The following is a 22,569-nucleotide window of genomic DNA, read 5'->3' as shown; positions in this document are numbered from 1 at the left end:
GTCGGCACCGGAGCAATCCGGCGCCGACCGCGGCTGAGGCAGATATGGGTGCTTTTTACGTTCCGTTACCTAGGAGACGAGGAGGTCGGTGTCGATGGTCCTCGCTCTGACTGTGTGCGGAATTGTCGTCGCCCTGGTGGTGCTGGGGCTGTTCGTCTTCGGCCTGCGCCGCAGGCTCATCCAGCGTTCCGGCGGCACCTTCGACTGCAGCCTGCGCTGGGACGTCCCCGAGAAACCCGACACCGGGGGCAAAGGCTGGGCCTACGGTGTGGCCCGCTACAACGGCGACCGCGTGGAGTGGTACCGCGTCTTCTCCTACGCCCCCCGCCCCCGCCGTGTCCTGGAGCGCTCCGCGATCGAGGTGGCCGGCCGCCGCCTTCCCGAGGGCGAGGAGGAGCTGGCGCTGCTCTCCGACTCGGTGATCCTCGCCTGTCTGCACCGGGGCACGCGACTCGAACTCGCCATGAGCGAAGACGCGCTGACCGGTTTCCTCGCGTGGCTGGAGGCAGCCCCGCCCGGTCAGCGCGTCAACGTCGCCTAGGTCTCACATGGCAGGGCTACTTCAGCCCGTTGCTGATGGCGGTGACCAGCTCGCCGTTGCTGGTGTCGCCGCTGAACTCCCAGGAGAACGCGCCGCCCAGGCCCTGGCTCTTGGCCCAGGCCATCTTCCCGGCGATCGTCGACGGGGTGTCGTACGACCACCAGTTGCTGCCGCAGTGCGCGTAGGCCGTGCCGGCGACGGTGCCGTTGGCCGGGCAGGAGTTCTTGAGGACCTTGTAGTCCTCGATGCCGGGCTCGTAGGTGCCGGGGGCGGCACCGGTCGCCGAGCCGCCGGGGGCCGACTGGGTGACGCCGGTCCAGCCGCGGCCGTAGAAGCCGATGCCGAGCAGCAGCTTGGCGGACGGGACGCCCTTCGACTTCAGCTTGGCGATCGCGTCGGCGGAGTTGAAGCCGGCCGCCGGGATGCCGGGGTACGAGGTGAGCGGGGAGTGCGGGGCGGTCGGGCCGTCCGCGTCGAAGGCGCCGAAGTAGTCGTACGTCATCACGTTGTACCAGTCGAGGTACTGCGCGGCGCCGCCGTAGTCGGCCGCGTCGATCTTGCCGCCGTTGGAGCCGTCGGCGGTGATGGCCGCGGTGACCAGGTAGTTGGGGCCGAACTCGGTGCGCAGCGCGGACATCAAGGTCCTGAACGCCGCCGGACCGGAGGTGTCGCAGGTCAGGCCGCAGGCGTTCGGGTACTCCCAGTCGATGTCGATGCCGTCGAAGACGTCGGCCCAGCGCGGGTCCTCCACGACGGACTTGCAGGACTTGGCGAACGCGGCGGCGTTCTGCGCGGCCTGGCCGAAGCCGCCGGAGTAGGTCCAGCCGCCGAAGGAGTACAGCACCTTGATGTGCGGGTACTTGGCCTTCAGCTGGCGCAGCTGGTTGAAGTTGCCGCGCAGCGGCTGGTCCCAGGCGTCGGCGGTGCCGCTGACGGACTGGTCGGCGGTGTAGGCCTTGTCGTACGCGGCGTAGGTGTCGTCCACGGTGCATTGACCGTTCTTGACGTTGCCGAACGCGTAGTTGATGTGGGTGATCTTCGAGGCGGAGCCGGAGGTCACCAGGTTCTTGACGTGGTAGTTGCGGCCGTAGACGCCCCACTCGGTGAAGTAACCGAGGTTGATCTTCGTGCCGGGCTGCGGGTCGGTGCCGCCGCCGGTGGTGCGGACCGCGCGGGCGCCGGAGACCGGGCCGGTCTGGTCGGCGGTGTCCCGGGCCTGGACGGTGTACGAGTAGTCGGTGCCGGCGGTCAGGCCGGTGTCCGTCCAGGTCGTGCCGGTGACGGTCGCGACCTTGGCGCCGCCGCGCAGCACGTCGTAGTTCTTGATGCCCTTGTCGTCGGTGGCGGCGCTCCAGGACAGTTTCACCGAGGTGTTGGTGATGTCGGAGGCCGAGGGGGTGCCCGGCGCGGAGGGCGGGTTGTCGCCGGGGACCGAGCCGCCGTCACAGCTGCCGCCGTTGAGCTTGCAGTTGGCGGGAGCGCCGGAGCCGGAGCCGTTGAAGCCGAAGGAGACGGAGGCGCCGGGGGCGAGGGTGCCGTTCCAGGACTTGTTCTTGGCGGTCCAGTGGGTGCCCGACGAGGTGAAGTCGGCGTCCCAGCCGGAGGTGACCGACGTACCGGAGGGGAAGTCCCACTCCACGGTCCAGGAGTTGATGGTGGTGGTACCGGTGTTCTTGACGGTCCACTTGCCCTCGAAGCCGGAGCCCCAGTCCTGGGTCTTGGCGTAGGTGGCGGTGGCTTCGGTGGCTGCCTGGGCGGGGGCGGCGAGACCCACCAGGCCGGCGAACGGGAGCAGCAGGGTCGCGAACCCTGCCGCGGCTCTGTGTCTGAAGCGCATGCTGCGCCTCCTTATGGGGTTGTCGGGGGCATGACTGAGCCATCAGACCCTCAGTGCCCGCGAGGATAGAAAGGTCTGGACCATAGGTCAATAGGTCTGGACCACTGCGCCCTTAAGTGCGCTGGATCCCCAACTCCTGTGCCAGCACCGCCGCTTGAACCCGGCTGCGCAGTTCCAGCTTGCCCAGCAGCCGGCTGACGTGCGTCTTCACCGTCGCCTCCGCCATGTCGAGCCGGACCGCGATGTCGGCGTTGGACATCCCCTCGCCCAGACAGGACAGCACCTCGCGTTCGCGGCGGGTGAGGCTGTCGAGCACCGAGGGGTCGGCCCTGGGCTCCCGCACCGGCTTGGCGGCGAACTCGGCGATGAGCCGCCGGGTGACCGCCGGAGCGATCAGGCCCTCGCCGCGCGCCACCGTGCGCACCGCCTCCAGCAGATCGCCCGCGTCCGTGTTCTTCAGCAGGAAGCCGGAGGCGCCCGCGCGCAGCGCGCCGAACACATACTCGTCGAGGTCGAAGGTGGTCAGGACGAGCACGTCGGCCAGCCCTTCCGCCACCACCTGCCGGGTCGCGGAGACCCCGTCCAGCCGCGGCATCTGAATGTCCATCAGCACCAGGTCGGGCCGCAGTTCGCGGGCCAGCGCCACCGCCTGCTCGCCGTCGTGGGCCTCGCCGGCCACCTCGATGTCGGGCGCGCTGCCCAGGATGAGCACCAGCCCGGCGCGCACGGCGGACTGGTCCTCGGCGACGAGCACGCGGATCACGGGGTCACTCCTTCGACGGCTGTTCCACGGTGGCTTCGCCACCGCGACGGCTCCGGGACGCGGGCGCGGCGGCCGTACGGCGGCCTCATGCCGCCTCCTCGTCCTCGCCGACCGGCAGTGTCGCCCGTACCGCCCAGATCTTGCCCTCGGGGGAGTCCTCGGGACCCGCCTGGAAGGTGCCGTGCAGCAGGGCGGCCCGCTCCCGCATCCCGACCAGGCCGGCGCCGGAGCCGGGTGCCCGGGGCCTGTCGCGGTCGCCGTACGGACTGGTCACGGTGATGTCCAGCGAGCCGTCCCGCCGCCGCAGCGCGACCGAGACCCGGCCGGGGCCGGCGTGCTTGAGGGCGTTGGTGAGGGACTCCTGCACGATCCGGTACGCCGCGAGTTCCACCGGCGCGGGCAGCCCCTCGCCGTACGCGGCGTCGAGGGCGACGTCGAGGCCGTTGGCCTGGGCGGTGCCGAGCAGGGCGCCCAAACCGTCGAGGGTGGGGGCGGCGGCCGGTCCGGTGTCGCCGCTGTCGTCGCGCAGGATCCCGATCAGGCGGCGCATCTCAGCCAACCCCTCGACGCTGTTCTCGCGGATGACCCCAAGGGCCGTTGTGGTGGTGTCCGGGTCGTCGAGCGAGAGCGCGGCCGTGGAGTGGATGGCGATCGCGGAGAGGTGGTTGGCGACCATGTCGTGCAACTCCCGGGCCATCCGGGCGCGTTCCGCCGTGACGGCCTGTGTGCGGTCCATCTCGGCGAGCAGCGCGGTCTGCTCGGCGCGCAGCCGGGCGGCGTCGGCGGCCTCGCGGTGGTTGCGCACGATCAGGCCGGTGGAGGCGGGCGCGAAGGCGACGATGCCCGTCGCGACACCGATCAGCAACGCCTCCGGCACCCGCCACATCGCGAACGGCACGATCGTCCCGGCCACGGTGAGCAGGCCGGTGATGCGGGGGATGCGGCGGGCCGAGGCGGGAGTGCCGTACAGGACGGCCGCGTACATCACGTCGGTGTACATGAGGACGGTGACCAGGCTGCCCTGCGTGACGGTGTCCATGATCAACGCGGCGGTGGCGGTCAGCAGGGCGGTGCGCGGGGCGGCCCGGCGCAGCACCTCGCAGCCCGCCGTCACCACCAGCGGCACCAGCAGCGGCCAGGCGCCGGGCAGCAGCACCATCGCCTCGTCGGCCGGGCGCAGCCCCAGGCCGATGCCCCACAGCAGCAGCCCGCCGAGCAGGCCGGCCAGCCCGACGTACAGGTCGAAGCGGTGCGGGCGGGGGAGTCGTACGGCCATGGCACCATCCAACACGGCGAACGCGGGCCGCGCCTGATCCTGCGGAACGGTCCGCGGGTACATCGAAGGATGCAGTGGCGGTTCGTCACCGGTGACGACGAAACCGGCTGATCCCGACGGGAGCCTTGAAGGGTGACCGAGAGGAGTGAGCCGTGATCGTCACGCTGATCATCGTCTGCGAGGTCGGCTTCTGGGTGCTGCTGGCCGCGGGACTGTTCTTCCGCTACGCGCTGCGGATGCGCCGTACGGGGCTGGGCCTGCTGTTGCTCGAACCGCTGCTGGAGGTCGTGCTGCTGGTCGCCACCGCGATCGACCTCAGGAACGGGGCCGACCCGAGCTGGACGCACGGCCTGGCGGCCCTCTACATCGGCTACACCGTCGGTCACGGCCACCGCACGGTGAAGTGGCTCGACGGCCACGCCGCGCACCGCCTCGGCGGCGCCGCGCCGCCCGCGAAGCCGCCGCGCCACGGCATGGCACGGGCCCGGCACGAGGGCCGGATCTGGCTCGGCACGGTCGTCGCCGCCTCGGTGGCCAGCGTGCTCCTGCTGATCGCCATCCGCTACGTGGACGACCCGAGCCGCTCCGGTTCCCTGGAGAGCTGGATCTTCACCGCCTGGCGCACGGCGGGCATCCACGGCCTGATCGCCCTGTCGTACGCCGTCTGGCCGAAGAAGGCGCCCCCTGTGACGGGGTCAGCGCTCCCCGCCCGGGACCCACAGCACGTCTCCGACGTCCTTGTTGGCCGACCGGGCGAGAATGAAAAGCAGGTCCGATAGCCGGTTGAGGTAGGTCGCGGTGAGAGCGTTCATCGTCTCGCCGTGGGCCTCCAGCGCCGCCCAGGTGGAGCGCTCGGCCCGCCGTACGACGGTGCAGGCCTGGTGCAGCAGGGCGGCGCCCGGCGTGCCGCCCGGCAGGATGAAGGAGCGGAGCTTCTCCAGGCCTTCGAGGAAGTGGTCGCAGTCGGCCTCCAGCTTGTCGATGTACGACTGCTCGACCCGCAGGGGCGGGAACTCGGAGTTCTCCACGACCGGCGTGCACAGGTCCGCGCCCACGTCGAACAGGTCGTTCTGGACGCGGGTGAGGACCTTGACGATCTCCGCGTCCAGGCTGCCCAGCGCGATCGCCGCGCCGATCACCGCGTTGGCCTCGTTGGCGTCGGCGTAGGCCGAGATCCGCAGATCGGTCTTGGCGACCCGGCTCATGTCACCGAGGGCGGTGGTGCCCCGGTCGCCGGTACGGGTGTAGATGCGCGTCAGATTGACCATGGGACCAGCGTAGTTACGCCCGGCGGTTCGGAACACGCGTGTGCCCACCGTCACCGAAGCGCGGCGAGGCCGACGGCCACCAGGAGGCCGTGGAACATGGGCGGCCCCGCGTAGTCGCCGACGTACGCGGCGCGCACCGCGTCCACCAGAGGAGATGCAGCAGCGGCATCAGCACGCAAAGAGCAGCGCGAAACGGGAGCGCAGGGACTGGCGCAGATGGCGGCCGTAGACGAGGGCGGTGTCGTGCATCAGCATGGGGCGGCTTTTATACGGCGACGGGGGCGGCGTCGGCCTCGGCGGGGCCGCGGCCGGTGATGGCGAGGAAGGTGTCCTGGAGGGTCGCGTCGAGTGAGCCGCCAGAGCGCAGCTTGAGCGCACCCGGCGTGCCCTCGGCGACGACCACGCCCCGGTCGACGAACCAGGCGGTCGGAGAGGGCGTCGGCCTCGTCGAGGGAGTGGGTGGTGAGCACGACGGTCGTGCCGTGCTTCTCACGCAGGCGGCGTACGAGATCCCACAGGTCCGAGCGGCAACTCGGCGAGGCCCAGTTCGTGTGCCAACTCCCCGGCGCGCACCACCGCCTGAGCTTTTGTCAGGCGTCGTCGTCTTGCCCGCGCCGTTCGGACCGAGGGGAACCACGATCTCCCCCGGCCGCACGGTCAGGTCGACACCGCGCACGGCCTGCACCGGGCCGTGCTTGGTCTGGAAGGTCCGGGCCAGTCCGGCCGCACTGATGATGGGCATGACTTCAGGAAAAAAGAGTCCCTGCAATTTTGCGATGACTTCAAAGTTTGTAAGACCCCCAATACCTGTGGGCCGACCTACGATGAGCGCATGGCAGAGGGGCTGAGGGAACGGAAGAAGCGCGAGACCAGGCAGCGCATCTCGGACATCGCCACCGGACTGTTCCTGGAGCGCGGGTTCATGGCGGTCACCATCGCGGACGTGGCCGAGGCCGCCGACGTCTCGGTCAACACCGTCTACAACTACTTCCCGGCCAAGGAGGACCTCTTCCTCGACCGCTCCGCCGGAGTCACCGGGCAACTCTCGCGCTGGGTGCGTGCCCGGGACCCGGGGGAGTCCGCCGCCCGGGCCGTGCTGCGTGAGATGCGCGCCGAAGTGGAGGCGGTATCACCCCGGGTGGGGCTGATGGACGGTTACGACCGTTTCATGCGCGTCATTCATGACGCGCCCCCGCTGCGCTCCCGGCTGTGGAGCCTGCAGCAGGAGATCCTCGACCACCTGGAGACCACCCTGCGCGAGGAGACCGGCGCCGCCGGCGACGACCCGCTGCCCGGGCTGATCGCCGGTCAGATCGCCTGGATTTACGGAACCGTCTTCGTCGCCATCGGCCGGGAGATGCTCGCTGGCCGCGCCCCGGCCGACGTGTCGCGCGAGATGCTGGTGCTCCTCGACGACATCGAGGAGCTGTTGGGGGAGAAGGTGCTCAACTACGCCGTACGAGGCGCCCTATGAGCCGGGCCGGTGTGATGTCCGTCATGTGAGACGTGACGCGCGTTACTTACCGGTCACACGGACCCTCACGAGCGCTAGGGTCCGCCGGAGAGGCATACGTAAACAGCGGGTAAGCATCACAAGGGGAGTCGTCAGTGGCACGGAAGCTCGCCGTCATCGGCGCCGGTCTCATGGGTTCCGGCATCGCCCAGGTCTCCGCCCAGGCGGGCTGGGACGTGGTCCTGCGTGACGTCACCGACGAGGCACTCAAGCGTGGCACCGACGGCATCAAGGCCTCGTACGACAGGTTCGTCAGCAAGGGCAAGCTGGAGGCGCGCGACGCCGACGCCGCCCTCGCCCGGATCACCGCGACCACCGACATGGACGCCGCCGCCGACGCCGACATCGTCGTCGAGGCCGTCTTCGAGAAGCTGGACGTCAAGCACGAGATCTTCCGCGCCCTCGACAAGATCGTGCGCCCGGACGCCGTGCTCGCCTCCAACACCTCCGCCATCCCGATCACCAAGATCGCGGCCGCCACGGAGCACCCGGAGCGGGTCGTCGGCACGCACTTCTTCTCGCCGGTCCCGATGATGCAGCTGTGCGAACTGGTCCGCGGCTACAAGACCAGCGACGAGACGCTCGCCACCGCGCGGGAGTTCGCCGAGTCGGTCGGCAAGACCTGCATCGTCGTCAACCGCGACGTGGCCGGCTTCGTCACCACCCGGCTCATCTCGGCGCTCGTCGTCGAGGCCGCCAAGCTGTACGAGTCGGGCGTCGCGTCGGCCGAGGACATCGACCTCGCCTGCAAGCTGGGCTTCGGTCACGCCATGGGCCCACTGGCCACGGCCGACCTCACCGGTGTCGACATCCTGTTGCACGCCACGAGCAACATCTACACCGAGAGCCAGGACGAGAAGTTCGCCCCACCGGAGCTGATGCGCCGGATGGTTGACGCCGGTGACATCGGACGCAAGAGCGGGCAGGGCTTCTACAAGCACTGAAACGGTGCACACCCCTGAGACATCACACCTCGGGGTGAATTCGGTATCGGTTCGCTTACAAGCAGCAACCGCGCCGCCCCAGAAGCAGTCAGACGTTGCACAGCCACCGTCTTGGAGTACGTCACCGCACTCACGGGAGCGCATATGCACATCAGGGGCGACCACGCCGAGGTGGTCGTCGGGGGCCGCCTCGACGTCCGCACCGCGGCGGACGCCCGTACGGTCCTGCACTCGGCCGTCGACGACGGCGACGGCGACCTCGTCCTCGACCTGTCCGAACTGGACTCGTGGGACGCCACCGGACTCGGGGTCATCATGGGTGCCCACCGGCGGGCCGGCCGCTGTGGCCGGCGGCTCGTGCTGCGCGGTGTACCGCCGCAGATGCAGCGCCTGCTGGTGGCCACCAGGCTGCACCGGATCCTGGCGATCGAGGGCGGCATCGGGGTGGAGTCCCTGCCCCGCGTGTGACCCCCCGACCAGGAGTCTCACCAGGGCCGGAGGAGACCGGGCAGCTCACGGCGAATCGCCCGACGCGCGCAATCCTCACGAGACTGTGACGTCTCGGACCCGGTGGCACCCCGCCCTGTCGTAGACACTGACCGAAGGTTTAGGGTTCGGTCGCCCGCGTCTGATCCACCCTCGTGCGGGCCCGGACCAGAAGCGACAGCGCGGTGTGCGGCAAGGCCGGGAGGGGCTCGACGCACCCGATGCTTTTGGGGGGCTTGAACCTATGGACCCGAACAACCGGGAACCCGAGGAGTACGGCCAGGACGGTGACGGCAACGCGCCGCGCCAGCGCCCTCCCCGGGACTCCCTCACATCCGACTTCGGCCAGCACGCGCCCGCGCTCGTCCGCACGGTGCAGCTGGTCTCCGGCGACTTCCTGCTCACCGTCAACCCCGTCGACGGCAGCGAGATAGAACTCTGCCCGCCCGGCGAACGCCCCGGCAGGCCCGAGAAGCTGAACCCGGCCCAGCGCACCGAAGTGGCCCGCGCCGCGGCCCCACCGGTCCCGCCCGGCCCGAGCCGGCCCACTCTGCCGCTCCTCGGCCGACAGGACGAACGCGAGCGGCTGGTACGGCTGCTCGCCCGCGGCCGCTCCGTGCGCCTCACCGGCCCCGGCGGCTCCGGCCGCACCACCCTCCTCGACACCGTCGCCGAGGACTGCGCGGACCTCGCCCCCGACGGTGTCGTCCGCCTCACCGGCTTCCACCGCACCGCGGGCGAGCTGCTGCACGACCTCTTCTACGCCGTCCACAGCGCGCCCCTGCACCGGCCGGAACAGGACGAACTTCTCGCCTGTGTCGGGGAGATCGGCGCGGTCGTCGTCCTCGACGACATCGAGCTGGGCGGCGCCGCGCTCGACGAGCTGCTGGACGCCACCCCGGAGTGCGCCTTCCTCATCGCCGCCACCCCGGACGTGCCCGCGCCGTCCGCCGAGGCGGCAGTCGAGGAGGTCGTCCTCGAAGGTCTCGACCGCGCCGGCGGCCTGGAACTGCTGGAACACGCCGTCGGCCGGCCGCTCACCGAGGACGAGGTGAACTGGGCCGGCGACCTCTGGTTCGAGTCCGAGGGCCTGCCGCTGCGGTTCGTCCAGGCCGGCGCCCTGCTGCGGCAGCGCGACCGGCTGCGCGCCGGCGCCGAAGCGCTCGACGAGTTCGGCGTCTTCCAGGACATCCCCGTCGACGAGCCCTTCGACGCCGTCCCCGGCCCGCCCGTCGGTGAGGACATCCCGCTGCCCTCGCTCGCCGAGGGCGCCGCGCCCGCCGCGCTGCTCGCCTCCCGGCTCAGCGCCTCCGCCCGAGCCGCCCTGCGGATCGCCGTGGCGCTCGGCGGTGAGGTGCCCCACCAGGCCCATCTGCCGGCCCTGGTCGGCGACACCCACGCGGACGCCGCGCTGGGCGAGTTGCTCGGCTGCGCGCTGGTCTCCCCGGTCGGCGCCCGCTACCGGCTCGCCGCCGGAGTGCAGACCCAGCTGGAGGCCGCCGGGTACGCCGACGACCCCGAGGGCGGCGCCCTGACGGCCGCCCGGCACTACGCCTGGTGGGCCGGGCATCCCTCGGTCACCCCGGAGCGGGTGTGCGCCGAGGCGGACGCCCTCCTGACCGCTCTCGCGGCCCTCGTCCCGGCGACCACGCCTGTGGCCGAGGACGAGGAGAGCCCCACCGTGCGGCTGGCCCGCACGGCCGCGCCCGCCTTCGCCGCGGGCTTGCACTGGAGCGCCTGGGAACGGGCACTGCGCTCCGGCGTCGAGGCCGCGCGCCTCGCCGGGGACGTCACCGAACAGGCCTACTTCCACCACGAGCTGGGCATTCTCGCGCTCTGCGAGGGACGGCTCGACCGGGCCCGCGCCGAGCTGGAGGCGTCCATCGGGCTGCGCGGCGCCCTCGCCGACAAGCGCGGCACCGTGGCCGGCCGCCGCGCCCTCGCCCTGGTGACCGACCGGGAGGGCACGGCCCCCGGCGCCGTGGCTTCGCTCGCGCTCGGCGCCACCGCCGGGGACGAGGTGCCCGACGCCCGCCACGAGGAGTCGGCGTCGCCGCCCGGCGGAGTCCCGGCGGTGCTCGCGGAGTTCCCGTCGCTGCAACGACCCGAGACCACCCCGGCCCTCGTCACCCACCGCTCCACGCCCGGAGCGGCGTCCGGACGCGGCAGGGGCGGCGGTCTGCGCGGCCTCGCCCGGCGCAACCTCGTCGCGGCCGGCGCGGGCGCGCTGCTCGTGGCGGTGCTCGGCACGGTCGTGACGCTCGGCGCCACCTCCAACAACGACGCCGAGAGCCCGTCCGAGCAGGTCGGCGTCAACCCGTCCGCCAGCCAGGACCCCGGCGACGACAGCCTGGGCGCCGACGAGGCGGGCCAGGACGGCGACGGCGACACCGGCACGGCGACCAGCCGCCCGACGGATCCGGGTCCCGACGGCACGTTCGGCACGACGGACGATCCGACGCCACCGGATCCGGGCACGGGCTCGGGAGCGGGGGAGCCGTCCGACGAGCCGAGCGGCACGGACAACCCCGGTGGGGGTGGTACGCCGGGGTCGCCGTCGATGTCGCCGAAGCCGCCGTCGTCCACCAAGCCCCCGACCGAGACGTCCAAGCCCCCGACGGAGACCTCCGAACCGCCCACCGAGAGCTCTCCACCGCCGACGGAAACGTCGGAACCGCCGACGTCGTCCCCCTCCACCTCGAACAGCGCCAGCTCTCCCATCGAGAGCACCACGGCCGGGGCCCCGGAGTCGAGCGCCGCGGGCACGCCCAGCAGCTCGGAACAGGTGATCTGAGGTCGCCGACACACAAGGGCCGGGTCCGAACCGTCGGACCCGGCCCTCACCGGCGTACCGGAAGTCCCTCAGAACAGCCGCAGCTTGTCGTCCTCGATGCCCCGCATGGCGTCGTAGTCCAGCACCTGGCACCCGATCCCGCGGTCCGTCGCCAGGACGCGCGCCTGCGGCTTGATCTCCTGGGCGGCGAAGATGCCCCGCACCGGCGCCAGATGGGGATCGCGGTTCAGCAGCTCCAGATAGCGCGTGAGCTGCTCCACACCGTCGATCTCGCCGCGCCGCTTGATCTCGACCGCGACCGTTCGGCCCTCGGCGTCCCGGCACAAGATGTCGACCGGGCCGATGGCCGTCATGTACTCGCGGCGGATCAGCGTGTAGCCGTCGCCGAGGGTCTCGATGCGGTCGGCGAGGAGTTCCTGCAGGTGCGCTTCCACGCCGTCCTTGATCAGGCCGGGATCGACGCCCAGTTCGTGCGAGGAGTCGTGCAGGACCTCCTCCATCGTGATGATCAGCTTCTCGCCCGCCTTGTTGACGACGGTCCAGACGCCGGCCTCCTCACCGGTGCCCTCCTTCAGCGTGCAGGGCGGCGACATCCAGTTCAGGGGCTTGTAGGCCCGGTCGTCCGCGTGGATCGAGACGCTGCCGTCCGCCTTCACCAGGATCAGACGGGGGGCGGTGGGAAGGTGAGCGGTGAGCCGGCCCGCGTAGTCGACGGAGCACCGGGCAATGACGAGACGCATGGTCGGCAACGCTACTCGACGCCTGCGGTGGACGCGATTCGCCCACCTGCCCCCGCACTCGGAGGAGGCCCTCCGGGCCACCCTTGTTGTCCCGGATGACCCGTGTTCGGTAGTGGCCGATTGTGTGCCCACTGGGATCTGCCTGTGTGTGCATTCTTCTGGTGCGGTCACCGTCCGTTGCCTACCGTATTAAACGGGAGGTCGCGATGTGTGTACACAGCGTGTTCGCTTTCGCGTGCTCCCTCATCTGTCCGGCAACCCCTGCTGGTTGGGGGTGCGAGAGGAGAACCCATGTCGCTCGACGTCTCACCGGCCCTACTCGAACAGGCCGAGCGAGGCGAGGTCGACGAAGCTGAATTCGTCGACTGCGTCCGGACCTCCCTGCCCTACGCATGGGAGATGATCAGCTCCCTGGCGGTCCAGCTGAAGGTGGACGGCGGAGAGTTCGCCGACAACCAGACGCCCCCGCCGGACGAGCAGGCACGCGGTCAGCTGCTGCGTGCGCTCGCGAGTGACGCCATCCGCGGTGCGCTCCAGCGGCACTTCGGTGTGCGGCTGGCCTTCCAGAACTGCCACCGGGTGGCGGTGTTCCCGCTGGACCCCTCGGCGGACGAGAGGCTGGCCCGCTTCACGTCGATCCGTGGCCAGCTGCTGAACCAGTCCCCGGAGCTCCGGGACTGCTGAGGCGGTGAACGGCTTGCTTGCCGCTCCGTACGCGGGAGGTGCGATCTGTACCGGAGCGGCAGGCCTCCCGCGCTGCGGGGGCGTTCACGTCAGCTGAGGCAGCACCTCGGCGCCCAGCCGCCGTACGTTCTCCTCCGTGGCCGCCAGGTCCCCGGAGCCCTCCACGAGCAGGGCGAAGCGTGAGACGCCCGTGCGCTCGCTGGTCGCCGCCAGCCGGTCGGCGCACAGCCGGGGGGTGCCCACCGGGTGCAGGCCGCAGAGGAGTTCGGTGTACGCCAGCGGATCACGCATCCGGCGCTCCCTGCCGTCCACCGTGACATGGGCGTCGAGACCCTGTTTGAGCCATCCCGGCATCGCCTTCAGCAGTGTCTCCGCGGCGTCGGTGCGCCGGTCCGCGATCTGGCAGACGCCGGCCGACACATGGGCGGCGGCGCGGATCTCGTCCGCCGGACGTCCCACCGCGCGCGCGTGCTGCCGCCACAGGGCGACCATCTCGGCCTTTTCCTCGTCGCCGACGTGCATGCCGAGCAGCATCGGCAGCCCGCGCTCCGCGGCCATCCGCACACTCGCCGGGGAGGTGCACGCGACGAGCACCTCCGGGCCGTCGGTCTCCGTCAGGCACTCCGACGGCCGTGGTACGACCGGGACTTCACGGAAGGCGAAGCGCCCGCCGGGCCCCTCCACCGCCGGATCGCGCAGCCACCGCATGAGCAGATCGAGTGATTCCGGATACTCCTTCTCGTACGCCTCCAGACCGGCGCCGAAGACCTCCAGGTCCACCCACGGGCCCCCGCGCCCGACGCCCAGCGTGAGGCGGCCGCCGCTCGTCACGTGCAGCAGCGCGGCCTGTTCCCCGAGGGCGACCGGGTGTGTGGTTGGCAGCACACTGACCGCCGTACCGACGCGGATATGGTTCGTGCGGCCCAGCACCAGGGCGGCCAGCGTGATCGCCGACGGGCAGGTGCCGTAGGGCACGAAGTGGTGCTCGGCCAGCCAGACCGAGTCGAGTCCCGCCTCTTCGGTGATCTCCGCGGAGCGGACCGCGCGGTGCAGCGCCTCCCCCTGGCCCTGACCCGGGAACTGGGCCGCCAACACGAATGTTCCTACGCGCATCGTTCTTCCTGCTTCCTTGGCTCCGACACGGAGCTCCCCCACCCGGCATAACCGTCTGACACGTGCCGAGGACACGGCCTGGCGAAGAGATTTCCGGATTGTCAGCAGAATGGACGGTCGCAGTGGGGGACTTGTCAGGTTCGCCGCTTTCCGCGTACCCGTCTCCGGGCCGCGTAGGCTGGACAGGACCCGGTTCCTGTATAGCTCCGTGAGGTGTCCTGTGTCCCCGCGTCGCAACCGTCCGAACGGTCCCAAGGCCGCCGGCTCGTCCGGCCGGAGCGCCGAGGACGACGGCCGGGGCCGCTACGGAGGCTGGCAGACCTCTGAGGACTGGCAGGGCGAGTGCTGGAGCGTGCGCCATGTGGCCGGGGCCAGTTCCGAGGGCAAGACGTACCGCTGCCCGGGCTGCGACCAGCTGATTCCGTCCGCCGTGCCGCACGTGGTGGCCTGGCCGGAGCACGCGGGCGTCGACGACCGCCGGCACTGGCACAAGGCGTGCTGGAACGCGCGGGACCGCCGCACCACGCGGGTGCGGCGGTCCCGTAACGCGCCGAAGTTCTAGCGGACTCGGTCCTGTGTTCCAGGTGTCGTCCTGTTCCGTGTGGCGTACGGCACGCCCTTCTACACGTCCCGCTTCTCCAGCAGGGCGTAGGCGCCGGCGAACGCGGCGGCCGTCACGCCGAGCATGATCCACAGGGGGTCCCAGCCGGACGGGCCGGACTCGGACAGCGAGTTGGCGTAGAAGATGCTCAGCTGGTTCGGGATCGAGTACTCGAACAGGGCCTGGCGCACGTCCTCCAGCGAGGACGCGAACATGAACATCGCGATGACCAGCGGGGCCAGCACCGCCGCGATCATGATCGTGATGGCGCCCGCCGAGTGCCGGACGATCGAGCCGACGACGAGCGAGAGCAGCCCGAGCAGCGCGATGTAGAGCGAGACGCCGACCGTTCCCTTCAGCCACTCCGCGCCCGAGGGCTCCCGGGCCGCGCTCACCATGCCGACCTGGACGAAGGCGACGAAGCCGGAGGCGACGAGGGTCACCACGAACGCGAGCGAGAAGAACACGATCGCCTTCGCCGTGAGCACCCGGCCGCGCGGCGGGCAGGCGGTCATCGTCGTCCGGATCATCCCGGTGCCGTACTCGGAGGCCGTGGTGAGCACGCCCAGCGTGATGATGCACATGCTGCCGAGCAGCAGCCCGAAGAAGCCGAGGGACAGGGCGGACTCACCGCCGAGCTCCGACTCCGAGGAGGTGTTCGCCGCGACCAGCGCTCCGGCGGACAGGCCGATGCCGACGACCAGCAGGATGAACACGCCCAGCGTCCACATCGTGGAACGCACCGACTTGATCTTCGTCCACTCCGAGGCGAGCGCGTGCCCGAGATGCGTGCGGACGACGGGGATCGGCGAGGTGTAACCGGCGTACGGCGCGCCGGGCGCGGCCTGCGGCATGGGGGGCTGGGGCGTGCTCATCGGGCGTCCTCGGGCGTGGTCTCGTGGGAGGGGGCGGCGGGGGAGGAGGCGGGGGGCTGGGCGGCGGGCGGAGCGGCCGGAGGCTGCGCCTGGGGCGCGGGCTGGGCGGCGGGCGGCTGCGGGACCGGCTGTGCGGCCGCCTGCGGAGCCTGCTGCGCGTACGGGTTCGGGTGGCCCGGCGCGGGCGCTCCCGGCCCGGAGGGAGCGCCGTACGGCCCCGGAGGCACCGCCCCGGGCTGGCCCTGCGGCATCGCGAACGGCTGCCCGCCCTGCTGGGGCGGCGGCGGGGCGTACCAGCCCGGCTGGCCCTGTCCCGGCACCGGCACCGGCATCGGCGGCTGCGCGCCCGGCGGCAGCTGCTGCTGAAGGCCCGCCTTCTGGTCGACGGTCGAGCGGTAGTCGACGACGGCCTGGGTCATCCGCATGTACGCCTCCTCCAGCGAGGCCTGGTGCGGCGACAGCTCCCACAGCCGTACGTCCGTGTCGTGCGCGATGTCGCTGATGCGCGGCAGCGGCAGCCCGGTCACCCGCAGCGCGCCGTCCTGCTCGGGCAGCACGTGGGCGCCCGCCTCGGCCAGCGCCGAGGCCAGCTTCTCGCGCAGCTGCGGCTCGGTGTCGGGCGTTCGTACCCGCGCGAAGCCCGCGGAGTTGGCCGCGATGAAGTCCCGCACGCTCATGTCGGCGAGCAGCTGGCCGCGCCCGATGACGATCAGGTGGTCGGCGGTCAGCGCCATCTCGCTCATCAGGTGCGAGGAGACGAAGACGGTGCGGCCCTCCGCCGCGAGCGCCTTCATCAGGTTCCGCACCCAGAGGATGCCCTCCGGGTCGAGGCCGTTGACCGGCTCGTCGAAGAGCAGCACCTGCGGGTCGCCGAGCAGCGCGGCGGCGATGCCGAGCCGCTGGCCCATTCCGAGGGAGAAGCCCTTGGAGCGCCGCCGGGCGACGTCCTGCAGGCCCACCACGCCGAGCACCTCGTCGACGCGCCGGGCCGGGATGCCGGACAGCTGGGCCAGGGACAGCAGGTGGTTGCGGGCCGAGCGGCCGCCGTGCACCGCCTTGGCGTCCAGCAGGGCACCGACCTGCCGGGGCGCGTTCGGCAGCTTGCGGTAGGGGAAGCCGCCGATGGTCACCCTGCCCGCCGTCGGATTGTCCAGCCCGAGGATCATCCGCATCGTCGTCGACTTGCCGGAGCCGTTCGGCCCGAGGAAGCCGGTGACGGCCCCGGGCCGCACCTGGAAGGAGAGGTTGTACACCGCGGTCTTGTCGCCGTACCGCTTGGTCAGGCCGTCTGCCTCGATCATGCTCCGCACCCATCGAATGGTTCAGGACAGCGGGGCACACGCCCCCGTAAGGGTTAGGAGGATACCGAGGCGCTGACGGTTCCCTCCAAGAGCAGGTAAAAAACAGGGCCAACCCTTGGGGGCGCTACGCGTCCCGCCGCTTCAGCAGCACCTAACCCCCGGTCAGCGCCGCCACCACCCACAGCGCCATGATGCCCGGCCCGCCCCAGGGGCCGTAGGTGCTGTCGTCCCCCACCGGGGTCACCACCTGCATGATCTTGCTGCCGGCCTGGTCGGGCAGGTACCGGCCGAGCTCCTTCTTGCTGAACAGGAAGGTGGCGCGCTGCGGCACGGCGGCCAGCGAGGTGCGGATCATGCCGCAGCAGGCCCTGGCCGATGACGACGAGGTGATCGGCCGTCAGCGCCGTCTCGCTCATCAGGTGGGACGAGACGAAGACCGTACGGCCCTGGGCGGCCAGCGTCTTCATCAGCGTGCGGATCCAGTGGATGCCCTCGGGGTCGAGCCCGTTGACCGGCTCTTCGAACATCAGGATCCGCGGATCGCCGAGCAGCGCGCCCGCGATGCCGAGCCGCTGACCCATACTCAGGGAGAAGCCCTTGGCCTTCTTCCTCGCGACCGCGGTGAGGCCGACGGTGTCGAGGACCTCGTGCACCCGCCGGGCGGGAATGCCGTTGGCCACGCCACTTTCTCGCCGTACCGCTTGGTCAGGTCCGCCGGCTCGATCACGCGGCCACGCTGAAACGGCACAAAGCCCTCTGCCACCTGGGTGGCAGAGGGCTCCGCAGGTGTTCAGCAGCTGTACGCCGGCTGGTTACCGGGACTGCTGCGCGGGCACCCCGCGGGAGATCGGCTCCTCATCGGCCGGTGAACCGGCCGCGGCCACCGCGGCACCGGTGAGCGTGGCGAGCATCTCGCGCACGTTCGTCAGCTGGGCGTTGATCGAGTCGCGACGGTTGGTGAGGGCGGCCAGCTCGCGCTCGGATTCCGAACGGATACGGTCAGCCTTGGCGTTGGCGTCGGCCACGATGTCCTCGGCCTGGCGCTGGGCGGTCTCCACCGTCTGGCGGGCCCGGCGCTCGGCGTCGGTGCGCAACTTCTCGGCCTCCAGGCGCAGCTGCTCGGCGCGGTGCTCGATCTCGGCCAGGCGCTTCTCGGCCTTGGCCTGACGGGATGCCAGGTCGCGCTCGGACTGCTCGCGGCGCTTGGCGAGGTTCGTCTCGAAGTCGGCGGCGGCCTGCGCGGCCTTGGCGCGGGTCTCCTCGAAGAGCGCGTCCGCCTCCTCGCGCTTGGACTGCGCGTCCTTCTGCGCCTCGGAGCGCAGCTGGGAGGCGTCGCTCTTGGCCTTCTCGACGATCCGGACGCCCTCGTCCTCGGCCTTGGCCTTGCGCTCGGCCGCGAAGGACTCCGCGTCGTTGCGCACCTGCTGGGCGGCCGACTCGGCGAGTTCGCGGTGCTGCTCGGCCGCGCGCCGGGCCTCCTCGCGCAGGTCCTTGGCCTCTTCCTCGGCGAGGCGGAGGATCTTCTCGACACGTGCGCCGAGACCGGCGTAGGACGGCTCGGCGTCGGTGACCAGAGCCTGGGCGTTCTGCGTCTCGAGGTGGAGCTCCTCGATGCGCTTCTCGAGAGCGGTGATACGGGCCAGAGCGCTGTCACGGTCGGAGACGAGCTTCGAGATGCGTTCGTCCACCTGAGCGCGGTCGTACCCACGCCGCACAAGCTCGAAGCCGTAGGGGGAAGTGTCGCTCATGGGGTTCCTGTCGAATGAGACCGGTGAGGTGATAGGTGGAATCCTAGGGGCCGAAGCGGTGTGTCATCGAGCGGATGCGTGTTTGATCTGGAGAATGACACCCCTTTTGAGTGGCTAACCCCAGGACTGCTTGCCAAAGGTCAAGTCGAAGACTTGGTCAAAGCACCCGGAACGCACCGGAATCGCACCCCGAGGGCTAGCCCTCCGAAGACTTCCCACCCGATCGAGGGGCGCCGACCGTCGCGCCGGCCTTGACCGTGCCGTCCTTGCCGGCTGACGGAGTCTCAAAGGACTCCAGCGCCTCCAGCACGTCCTGCACCCGCGAGATCTCGGCGTTGATGTCCTCGCGCCGGCGCACCAGGACCTCCAGTTCGCGCTTGCCCTCCTCGACGGTGCGCCGGGCCTCCTGGACGGCCTCCGCCTTGAGCTCCTCGGCCTCCTTGACCAGCGCCGCCTTCTTCTGCTCGGCCTCCTTCAGCAGGCCCTCCGCCTTCTTGACGGCGGCGATGCGCACCTTGCCGGCCTCGGAATTGGCCTCCGACACCAGCTCCTTGGCCTTCGCCTGTGCCTTGGCGAGCTGCTCCTCGGCGGCCTTGATGAGCGCGTCACAGCGGTCGCCGGTCGACTTCATGGTCTCCGCGGCCTCCCGGCGGGCCCGCTCGTGCAACTCCTCGATCTCCGCGGTGATCCGCGCCCGCAGCTCCTCGGCCCGCTCCCTTATGGCGGTCGCGTCCCGGCGCGCGCCGACGAGCAGTTCGTCCGCGTCCGTACGGGCCTTCTCCACCCGTCCGTTGCCCTCGACCGTCGCCTCGGACACCAGCCGGTCGGCCTCCTTGCGGGCCGCGCCCACCATGGAGTCGGCCTGCGCCTCGGCGTCCGCGGTCGTCTTCTGCGCCTGCTGCTGCGCCTCGGTGAGCAGCTTGTCGGCCTCGGACGTGGTCTCCGTGATGAGCGTGTCGACCTGCTCGGCCGCCTCCGAACGCCGCTTGTTGGCGTCCTTGCGCGCCTCGTCCAGGGTCCGCTCGGCCTCCTCGCGCGCGGCCGTGGTGACCCGGTCGGCCTCCTGGGCGGCCTCCGCCCTGACCCGCTGGGCCTCGGTGCGGATCCGCTCGGCGTGCTGCTGCGCCGACCCGACCGTCTCCGCGGCCTCGGCACGCAGCCGCTCCGCCTCGCCGCTCGCGTTCCCGATCAGCCTCTCGGCCTTCGCGACCGCCTCGCCGCGCACCCGCTCGGCCTCGGCGACGGTCTCCGACTGGAGCCGCTCCGCCTCGTGGCGCGCCTCGGTGATGAGGGTGTCCGCCTGCGTCGCCGCGTCCGACCGGATCCGGTTGGCGTCCTCGCGGGCGTCCGCACGCGTACGCGCCGCCGCCTGGTCGGCCTCGGCGATCGCGTCCGACGCCTCGGTGCGCACCCGCTGGGCGTGCTCGGCCGCTTCGGCGCGCAGCCGCTCCGACTCGGCGATCGCCTCCGACATGGTGCGCTCGGCCAGCGCCTTGGCGGCCTCCGACTCCTCGCTCGCCTCCCGCCGAAGCCGGCCCGCGTCCTCGGTGGCCCGCTCCCGCTCGGCGTACGCGTCGGCGCGGACCCGGTCCGCCTCCTCCTGCGCCTCCCGGCGGGTGCGGTCCGCCGCGTGCTCGGCGGCGTTGCGCAGCCCGGAGATCTCCTCCTGCGCCTGCTCGTGCAGCCCGGTGACGGAGTCGCGTACCTGCTGGGCATGGAGCTCGGCCGCGGACACCATCTCGGTGGCGCGCCGGTCGGCCTCCTCCACCAGGCGCACGGCCTCGGCCTGCGCCTCCTCCACGCGCTTGCGCGCCGAGGCCAGCAGCTCCTCGCTCTGCTCGCGGGCCCGCTCGCGCTCCTGGTCGGCCTCCTGGCGGGCCGAGCCGAGGAGTTCCTCGGCCTCGCGGCGGCGCCGGGCGGCCTCCTCCTGCGCGGCGGCCAGCGTCTCGGACGCCTCCTGCGCCAGCCGCTCGGCCGCGGCCTGCGCCTCGGCCCGTACCCGGTCGGCGGTGTCCTGCGCCTCCGACTTCAGCCGCTCGGCCTCCGCCGCGGCCTCCGACCGCAGACGTACGGCGATGGACTCGCCCTCCGCCCGCGAGGCGGACGCGTCGGACGCGGCCTCGTCGCGCAGCCGTTCGGCCTCCGCCTCGGCCTGCGCCTGGAGCGCGCGGATCCGCTCCGCCGACTCCGCGCGCTGCCGCTCGGTCTCCTCGGCGGCCTCCCGGCGGATCCGCTCGGCCTCCTCGCGGGCGTCGGTCAGCGCCTGCTCGGCGGCGGCGAGCCGGGTCTCCGCCTCGGTGTGCAGCCGCGTCAGCTCGTCGGCGGCCTCCGCGTGGCGGGACTCGACGGCCCGCTCGGTCTCCTCGCGCAGCTCCCGTGCGGCCCGCTCGGCGTCGTTGCGGATGCCCTCGGACTGCTCCAGGACCTCCGCGCGGTGCCGCTCGGCCTCCTTGCGGGTGCGCTCCAGCGTCTCCTCGGCCTGCCGGCGCAGCGTGGTGGCGCGCTCGATCGCCTCGGTGCGGACCTTCTCGCTGTCCGTGGTCGCGCTCTGCCGCTGCTCGTCGGCGTCGGCCTTGGCCTTGGCGAGCAGTTCCTCGGCGGTCCTGGCCGCCTCCTCGATCTGCGCCACGGCCTGCCTACGGGCCTCCGCGCGGATCTTCTCGCCCTCGTCGACCGCCTCGGCGCGCAGCTGTTCGGCCTCGCCGCGCAGCCGCCGTGCCTCCTCCTGGAGTTCGACGGTCTTGGCGCGGTACTCCTTGGTGTCGTCCTTCGCCGCGCCCTTGAGCTGCTCGGCGATGTCGTGCGCCTCGGCGCGCAGCCGGTCGGCCTCGGTCTCCGCCTCGCGGCGGATCCGCTCGGCCTCCTCGGTGGCCGCCTTGGTGGTCTTCTTGGCGTCCTCCGACGCCTTGTTGAGCACGTCCTCGGCGGTCCTGGCCGCCTTGGACAGCTGGCTCGCGGTCTCCTCGGCGGTGGCCGAACGGGCCTTCTCGCCGGCCTCCGCGACGATCTTCTCGGCCTCGGCGCGGGCGTCCGCGACGACCTGCTCGGCCTCGGCCTTGGTGGCCTCGGCCTCCTTCGTGGCCTCGCTGACGAGCCGGGCGACCTGCTCCTTGGCGGTGCGCGTGCGGGTCTCGTTCGCCGCCTCGGCGCCGGAGAGGGCCTTGGCCGCGGCCTCCTTGGCCTCGGTGACGAGCTTCTCCGCCTCGGACTGCGCCTTGCGCAGCGCCTCCTCGGCCTCGGCCATCCGCTGCTCGGCGGCCCGGCTCAGCTCGCCGGCCTGGCGGCGGGCGGCGTCCGACTCGGAGACGGTCGAGGTCCGCAGCTGCTCGGCGTGGTCGGTGGCCTCCTGGGCCTGCGTGGAGGCGGCGTTCAGCAGCCGCTCGGCGTCCGTACGGGCCCGGCGCAGCAGCTGCTCGGCCTCCGCGCGGGCGCTCTCGGCCTCGCTCTGCAGACGCTGGCGGGCCTCGGCGGTCAGCCGCTCGGCCTCCGCCCGCGCGGCCGCCATGGCCTGCTCGGCCTCGGTGCGGGACTCCTCCAGGAGGCGGCGGGCCTGCTGCTCGGTGCGGGCCCGCAGCTGCTCGGCCCAGGCCACGTTCTCGTTGACGTGCGACTCGACGGTCTGCCGGCGCTCGGCGAGCTCCTGGTCGAGCTGCTGCCGGCGGGACACGGCCTCCGCGTGCAGCTCGGCCTGGAGCCGGGCCGCCTGCTCGGCGTGCTCCTGCAGGATCCGCTGGGTCTGCGCCCGTGCCTGGCTCAGCTCACGGTCGGCGTCCGCCCGGATCTGGTCCGCCTGCATCTGGGCGTTACGCAGCAACTGTTCGGCCTGATAGCCGATGTCGGCGCTGTCATAGGCAGGCCGGGTCATGAGCGTGCGCCGCGCCTCGTGCAGCTTGGCGCGCAGCACCTCGACCTGGTAGCCGAGGTCCTCGGCGTGCTGGATGGCCTTTTCCCGCTCGGTCCTCAGCCGTTTCATCTCGGCTTCGAACCGAGTGAGGTGGTCGACGTCAGCCGCCGGCTCTCGCTCCTGGCTCTCGTAGCCCCGCACTGCGCGGTCCCATCCGTCCCCTGGTCGCAAGTCTCTCCAA

Annotated in this window: 18 protein-coding genes and 5 pseudogenes; 8 read left to right on the top strand and 15 right to left on the bottom strand. The window is 71.7% G+C overall.

The annotated features are described in order from the left end of the window. The first annotated feature begins 94 nt into the window (after positions 1-94). Positions 95-541 (top strand): DUF2550 domain-containing protein, encoded by a 447-nt coding sequence (locus AB0O67_RS21185; RefSeq protein ID WP_365452219.1) that lies wholly within the window; start codon positions 95-97, stop codon positions 539-541. Positions 542-557: 16 nt separating this feature from the next. Here AB0O67_RS21185 and AB0O67_RS21180 read toward each other — a convergent pair whose 3' ends face one another. The 3 genes from AB0O67_RS21180 to AB0O67_RS21170 form a co-directional block, all read right to left on the bottom strand. Then, positions 558-2,378 carry a glycoside hydrolase family 18 chitinase gene (locus tag AB0O67_RS21180; RefSeq protein ID WP_365452217.1) on the bottom strand — a complete coding sequence of 607 codons (1,821 nt, stop codon included), beginning with the start codon at positions 2,376-2,378 and terminating at the stop codon, positions 558-560. A gap of 112 nt (positions 2,379-2,490) precedes the next feature. Beyond that, positions 2,491-3,141 carry a response regulator transcription factor gene (locus AB0O67_RS21175; protein WP_365452215.1) on the bottom strand — a complete coding sequence of 217 codons (651 nt, stop codon included), beginning with the start codon at positions 3,139-3,141 and terminating at the stop codon, positions 2,491-2,493. An 85-nt stretch (positions 3,142-3,226) separates the two neighbouring features. Then, on the bottom strand, positions 3,227-4,417 hold the full coding sequence (locus AB0O67_RS21170) for a histidine kinase (RefSeq protein ID WP_365452213.1): 1,191 nt from the start codon (positions 4,415-4,417) through the stop codon (positions 3,227-3,229). A 152-nt stretch (positions 4,418-4,569) separates the two neighbouring features. On the opposite strand from AB0O67_RS21170, the gene AB0O67_RS21165 reads away from it, so the two are divergent. Further along, a complete protein-coding gene (locus AB0O67_RS21165; protein WP_365452211.1) occupies positions 4,570-5,196 on the top strand; it encodes a hypothetical protein in 627 nt (208 codons plus the stop codon). Here AB0O67_RS21165 and AB0O67_RS21160 read toward each other — a convergent pair. From AB0O67_RS21160 to AB0O67_RS21145, 4 genes and pseudogenes are all read right to left on the bottom strand, one after another. Continuing rightward, complete coding sequence (locus AB0O67_RS21160; RefSeq protein ID WP_365452209.1) at positions 5,113-5,685, bottom strand: cob(I)yrinic acid a,c-diamide adenosyltransferase; 573 nt, start codon at positions 5,683-5,685, stop codon at positions 5,113-5,115. The genes AB0O67_RS21165 and AB0O67_RS21160 overlap by 84 nt on opposite strands. A gap of 18 nt (positions 5,686-5,703) precedes the next feature. Continuing rightward, positions 5,704-5,834 (bottom strand): annotated as a pseudogene (locus AB0O67_RS21155) (ABC transporter permease); the annotation flags it as partial. Then, a pseudogene (locus AB0O67_RS21150) lies at positions 5,828-5,940 on the bottom strand (ABC transporter permease); the annotation flags it as partial. The pseudogenes AB0O67_RS21155 and AB0O67_RS21150, both read right to left, overlap by 7 nt. Before the next feature lie 10 nt (positions 5,941-5,950). Next, a pseudogene (locus tag AB0O67_RS21145) lies at positions 5,951-6,427 on the bottom strand (hypothetical protein). 90 nt (positions 6,428-6,517) lie between these two features. On the opposite strand from AB0O67_RS21145, the gene AB0O67_RS21140 reads away from it, so the two are divergent. The 4 genes from AB0O67_RS21140 (at position 6,518) to AB0O67_RS21125 (ending at position 11,422) form a co-directional block, all read left to right on the top strand. Next, positions 6,518-7,159 (top strand): TetR/AcrR family transcriptional regulator, encoded by a 642-nt coding sequence (locus AB0O67_RS21140; RefSeq protein ID WP_365452207.1) that lies wholly within the window; start codon positions 6,518-6,520, stop codon positions 7,157-7,159. Between the two features lie 134 nt (positions 7,160-7,293). Then, positions 7,294-8,142 (top strand): 3-hydroxyacyl-CoA dehydrogenase family protein, encoded by an 849-nt coding sequence (locus AB0O67_RS21135; protein ID WP_365452205.1) that lies wholly within the window; start codon positions 7,294-7,296, stop codon positions 8,140-8,142. A gap of 144 nt (positions 8,143-8,286) precedes the next feature. Then, positions 8,287-8,610, top strand: a complete 324-nt coding sequence (locus tag AB0O67_RS21130) for an STAS domain-containing protein (protein WP_365452203.1) — start codon at positions 8,287-8,289, stop codon at positions 8,608-8,610. 262 nt (positions 8,611-8,872) lie between these two features. Next, on the top strand, positions 8,873-11,422 hold the full coding sequence (locus AB0O67_RS21125) for an ATP-binding protein (protein WP_365452201.1): 2,550 nt from the start codon (positions 8,873-8,875) through the stop codon (positions 11,420-11,422). Between the two features lie 68 nt (positions 11,423-11,490). On the opposite strand, the gene nucS is transcribed toward AB0O67_RS21125, so the two are convergent. Further along, the gene (gene nucS, locus AB0O67_RS21120) at positions 11,491-12,162 is read right to left on the bottom strand and encodes an endonuclease NucS (protein ID WP_365452199.1); all 672 of its coding nucleotides are present in this window, start codon (positions 12,160-12,162) and stop codon (positions 11,491-11,493) included. A 291-nt stretch (positions 12,163-12,453) separates the two neighbouring features. On the opposite strand from nucS, the gene AB0O67_RS21115 reads away from it, so the two are divergent. Further along, the gene (locus AB0O67_RS21115; RefSeq protein ID WP_365452197.1) at positions 12,454-12,846 is read left to right on the top strand and encodes an SCO5389 family protein; all 393 of its coding nucleotides are present in this window, start codon (positions 12,454-12,456) and stop codon (positions 12,844-12,846) included. 84 nt (positions 12,847-12,930) lie between these two features. On the opposite strand, the gene AB0O67_RS21110 is transcribed toward AB0O67_RS21115, so the two are convergent. Next, a complete protein-coding gene (locus tag AB0O67_RS21110) occupies positions 12,931-13,959 on the bottom strand; it encodes an LLM class flavin-dependent oxidoreductase (RefSeq protein ID WP_365452195.1) in 1,029 nt (342 codons plus the stop codon). A 220-nt stretch (positions 13,960-14,179) separates the two neighbouring features. On the opposite strand from AB0O67_RS21110, the gene AB0O67_RS21105 reads away from it, so the two are divergent. Further along, positions 14,180-14,521: an ATP/GTP-binding protein gene (locus tag AB0O67_RS21105; RefSeq protein WP_365452193.1), complete on the top strand. Its 342-nt coding sequence runs from the start codon at positions 14,180-14,182 to the stop codon at positions 14,519-14,521. Positions 14,522-14,580: 59 nt separating this feature from the next. Here AB0O67_RS21105 and AB0O67_RS21100 read toward each other — a convergent pair whose 3' ends face one another. The 6 genes and pseudogenes from AB0O67_RS21100 to scy form a co-directional block, all read right to left on the bottom strand. Then, positions 14,581-15,435, bottom strand: coding sequence for an ABC transporter permease (locus AB0O67_RS21100; RefSeq protein ID WP_365452191.1), 855 nt, complete (start codon positions 15,433-15,435; stop codon positions 14,581-14,583). Next, complete coding sequence (locus AB0O67_RS21095; protein ID WP_365452189.1) at positions 15,432-16,736, bottom strand: ATP-binding cassette domain-containing protein; 1,305 nt, start codon at positions 16,734-16,736, stop codon at positions 15,432-15,434. The genes AB0O67_RS21100 and AB0O67_RS21095 overlap by 4 nt, the downstream gene beginning before the upstream one ends. Before the next feature lie 151 nt (positions 16,737-16,887). After that, a pseudogene (locus tag AB0O67_RS21090) lies at positions 16,888-17,040 on the bottom strand (ABC transporter permease); the annotation flags it as partial. Positions 17,041-17,101: 61 nt separating this feature from the next. Further along, a pseudogene (locus tag AB0O67_RS21085) lies at positions 17,102-17,410 on the bottom strand (AAA family ATPase); the annotation flags it as partial. Between the two features lie 138 nt (positions 17,411-17,548). Then, the gene (locus AB0O67_RS21080) at positions 17,549-18,484 is read right to left on the bottom strand and encodes a cellulose-binding protein (RefSeq protein ID WP_365452187.1); all 936 of its coding nucleotides are present in this window, start codon (positions 18,482-18,484) and stop codon (positions 17,549-17,551) included. Between the two features lie 196 nt (positions 18,485-18,680). Further along, positions 18,681-22,529 (bottom strand): polarized growth protein Scy, encoded by a 3,849-nt coding sequence (gene scy / locus AB0O67_RS21075; protein ID WP_365452185.1) that lies wholly within the window; start codon positions 22,527-22,529, stop codon positions 18,681-18,683. Positions 22,530-22,569: the final 40 nt, after the last annotated feature.

It is taken from the genome of Streptomyces sp. NPDC086077, assembly GCF_040686175.1.
Taxonomy (GTDB): Bacteria; Actinomycetota; Actinomycetes; order Streptomycetales; family Streptomycetaceae; genus Streptomyces.
This window is presented reverse-complemented; position numbering and strand designations above follow the sequence as displayed.

Excerpts from the sequence above, each read along its gene's own strand:
- AB0O67_RS21185 (WP_365452219.1), top strand. The coding sequence starts at position 95 with ATGGTCCTCGCTCTGACTGTGTGCGGAATTGTCGTCGCCCTGGTGGTG.
- AB0O67_RS21180 (WP_365452217.1), bottom strand. The coding sequence starts at position 2,378 with ATGCGCTTCAGACACAGAGCCGCGGCAGGGTTCGCGACCCTGCTGCTC.
- AB0O67_RS21170 (WP_365452213.1), bottom strand. The coding sequence starts at position 4,417 with ATGGCCGTACGACTCCCCCGCCCGCACCGCTTCGACCTGTACGTCGGG.
- AB0O67_RS21160 (WP_365452209.1), bottom strand. The coding sequence starts at position 5,685 with ATGGTCAATCTGACGCGCATCTACACCCGTACCGGCGACCGGGGCACC.
- AB0O67_RS21140 (WP_365452207.1), top strand. The coding sequence starts at position 6,518 with ATGGCAGAGGGGCTGAGGGAACGGAAGAAGCGCGAGACCAGGCAGCGC.
- AB0O67_RS21130 (WP_365452203.1), top strand. The coding sequence starts at position 8,287 with ATGCACATCAGGGGCGACCACGCCGAGGTGGTCGTCGGGGGCCGCCTC.
- AB0O67_RS21125 (WP_365452201.1), top strand. The coding sequence starts at position 8,873 with ATGGACCCGAACAACCGGGAACCCGAGGAGTACGGCCAGGACGGTGAC.
- nucS (WP_365452199.1), bottom strand. The coding sequence starts at position 12,162 with ATGCGTCTCGTCATTGCCCGGTGCTCCGTCGACTACGCGGGCCGGCTC.
- AB0O67_RS21115 (WP_365452197.1), top strand. The coding sequence starts at position 12,454 with ATGTCGCTCGACGTCTCACCGGCCCTACTCGAACAGGCCGAGCGAGGC.
- AB0O67_RS21110 (WP_365452195.1), bottom strand. The coding sequence starts at position 13,959 with ATGCGCGTAGGAACATTCGTGTTGGCGGCCCAGTTCCCGGGTCAGGGC.
- AB0O67_RS21100 (WP_365452191.1), bottom strand. The coding sequence starts at position 15,435 with ATGAGCACGCCCCAGCCCCCCATGCCGCAGGCCGCGCCCGGCGCGCCG.
- AB0O67_RS21095 (WP_365452189.1), bottom strand. The coding sequence starts at position 16,736 with ATGATCGAGGCAGACGGCCTGACCAAGCGGTACGGCGACAAGACCGCG.
- AB0O67_RS21080 (WP_365452187.1), bottom strand. The coding sequence starts at position 18,484 with ATGAGCGACACTTCCCCCTACGGCTTCGAGCTTGTGCGGCGTGGGTAC.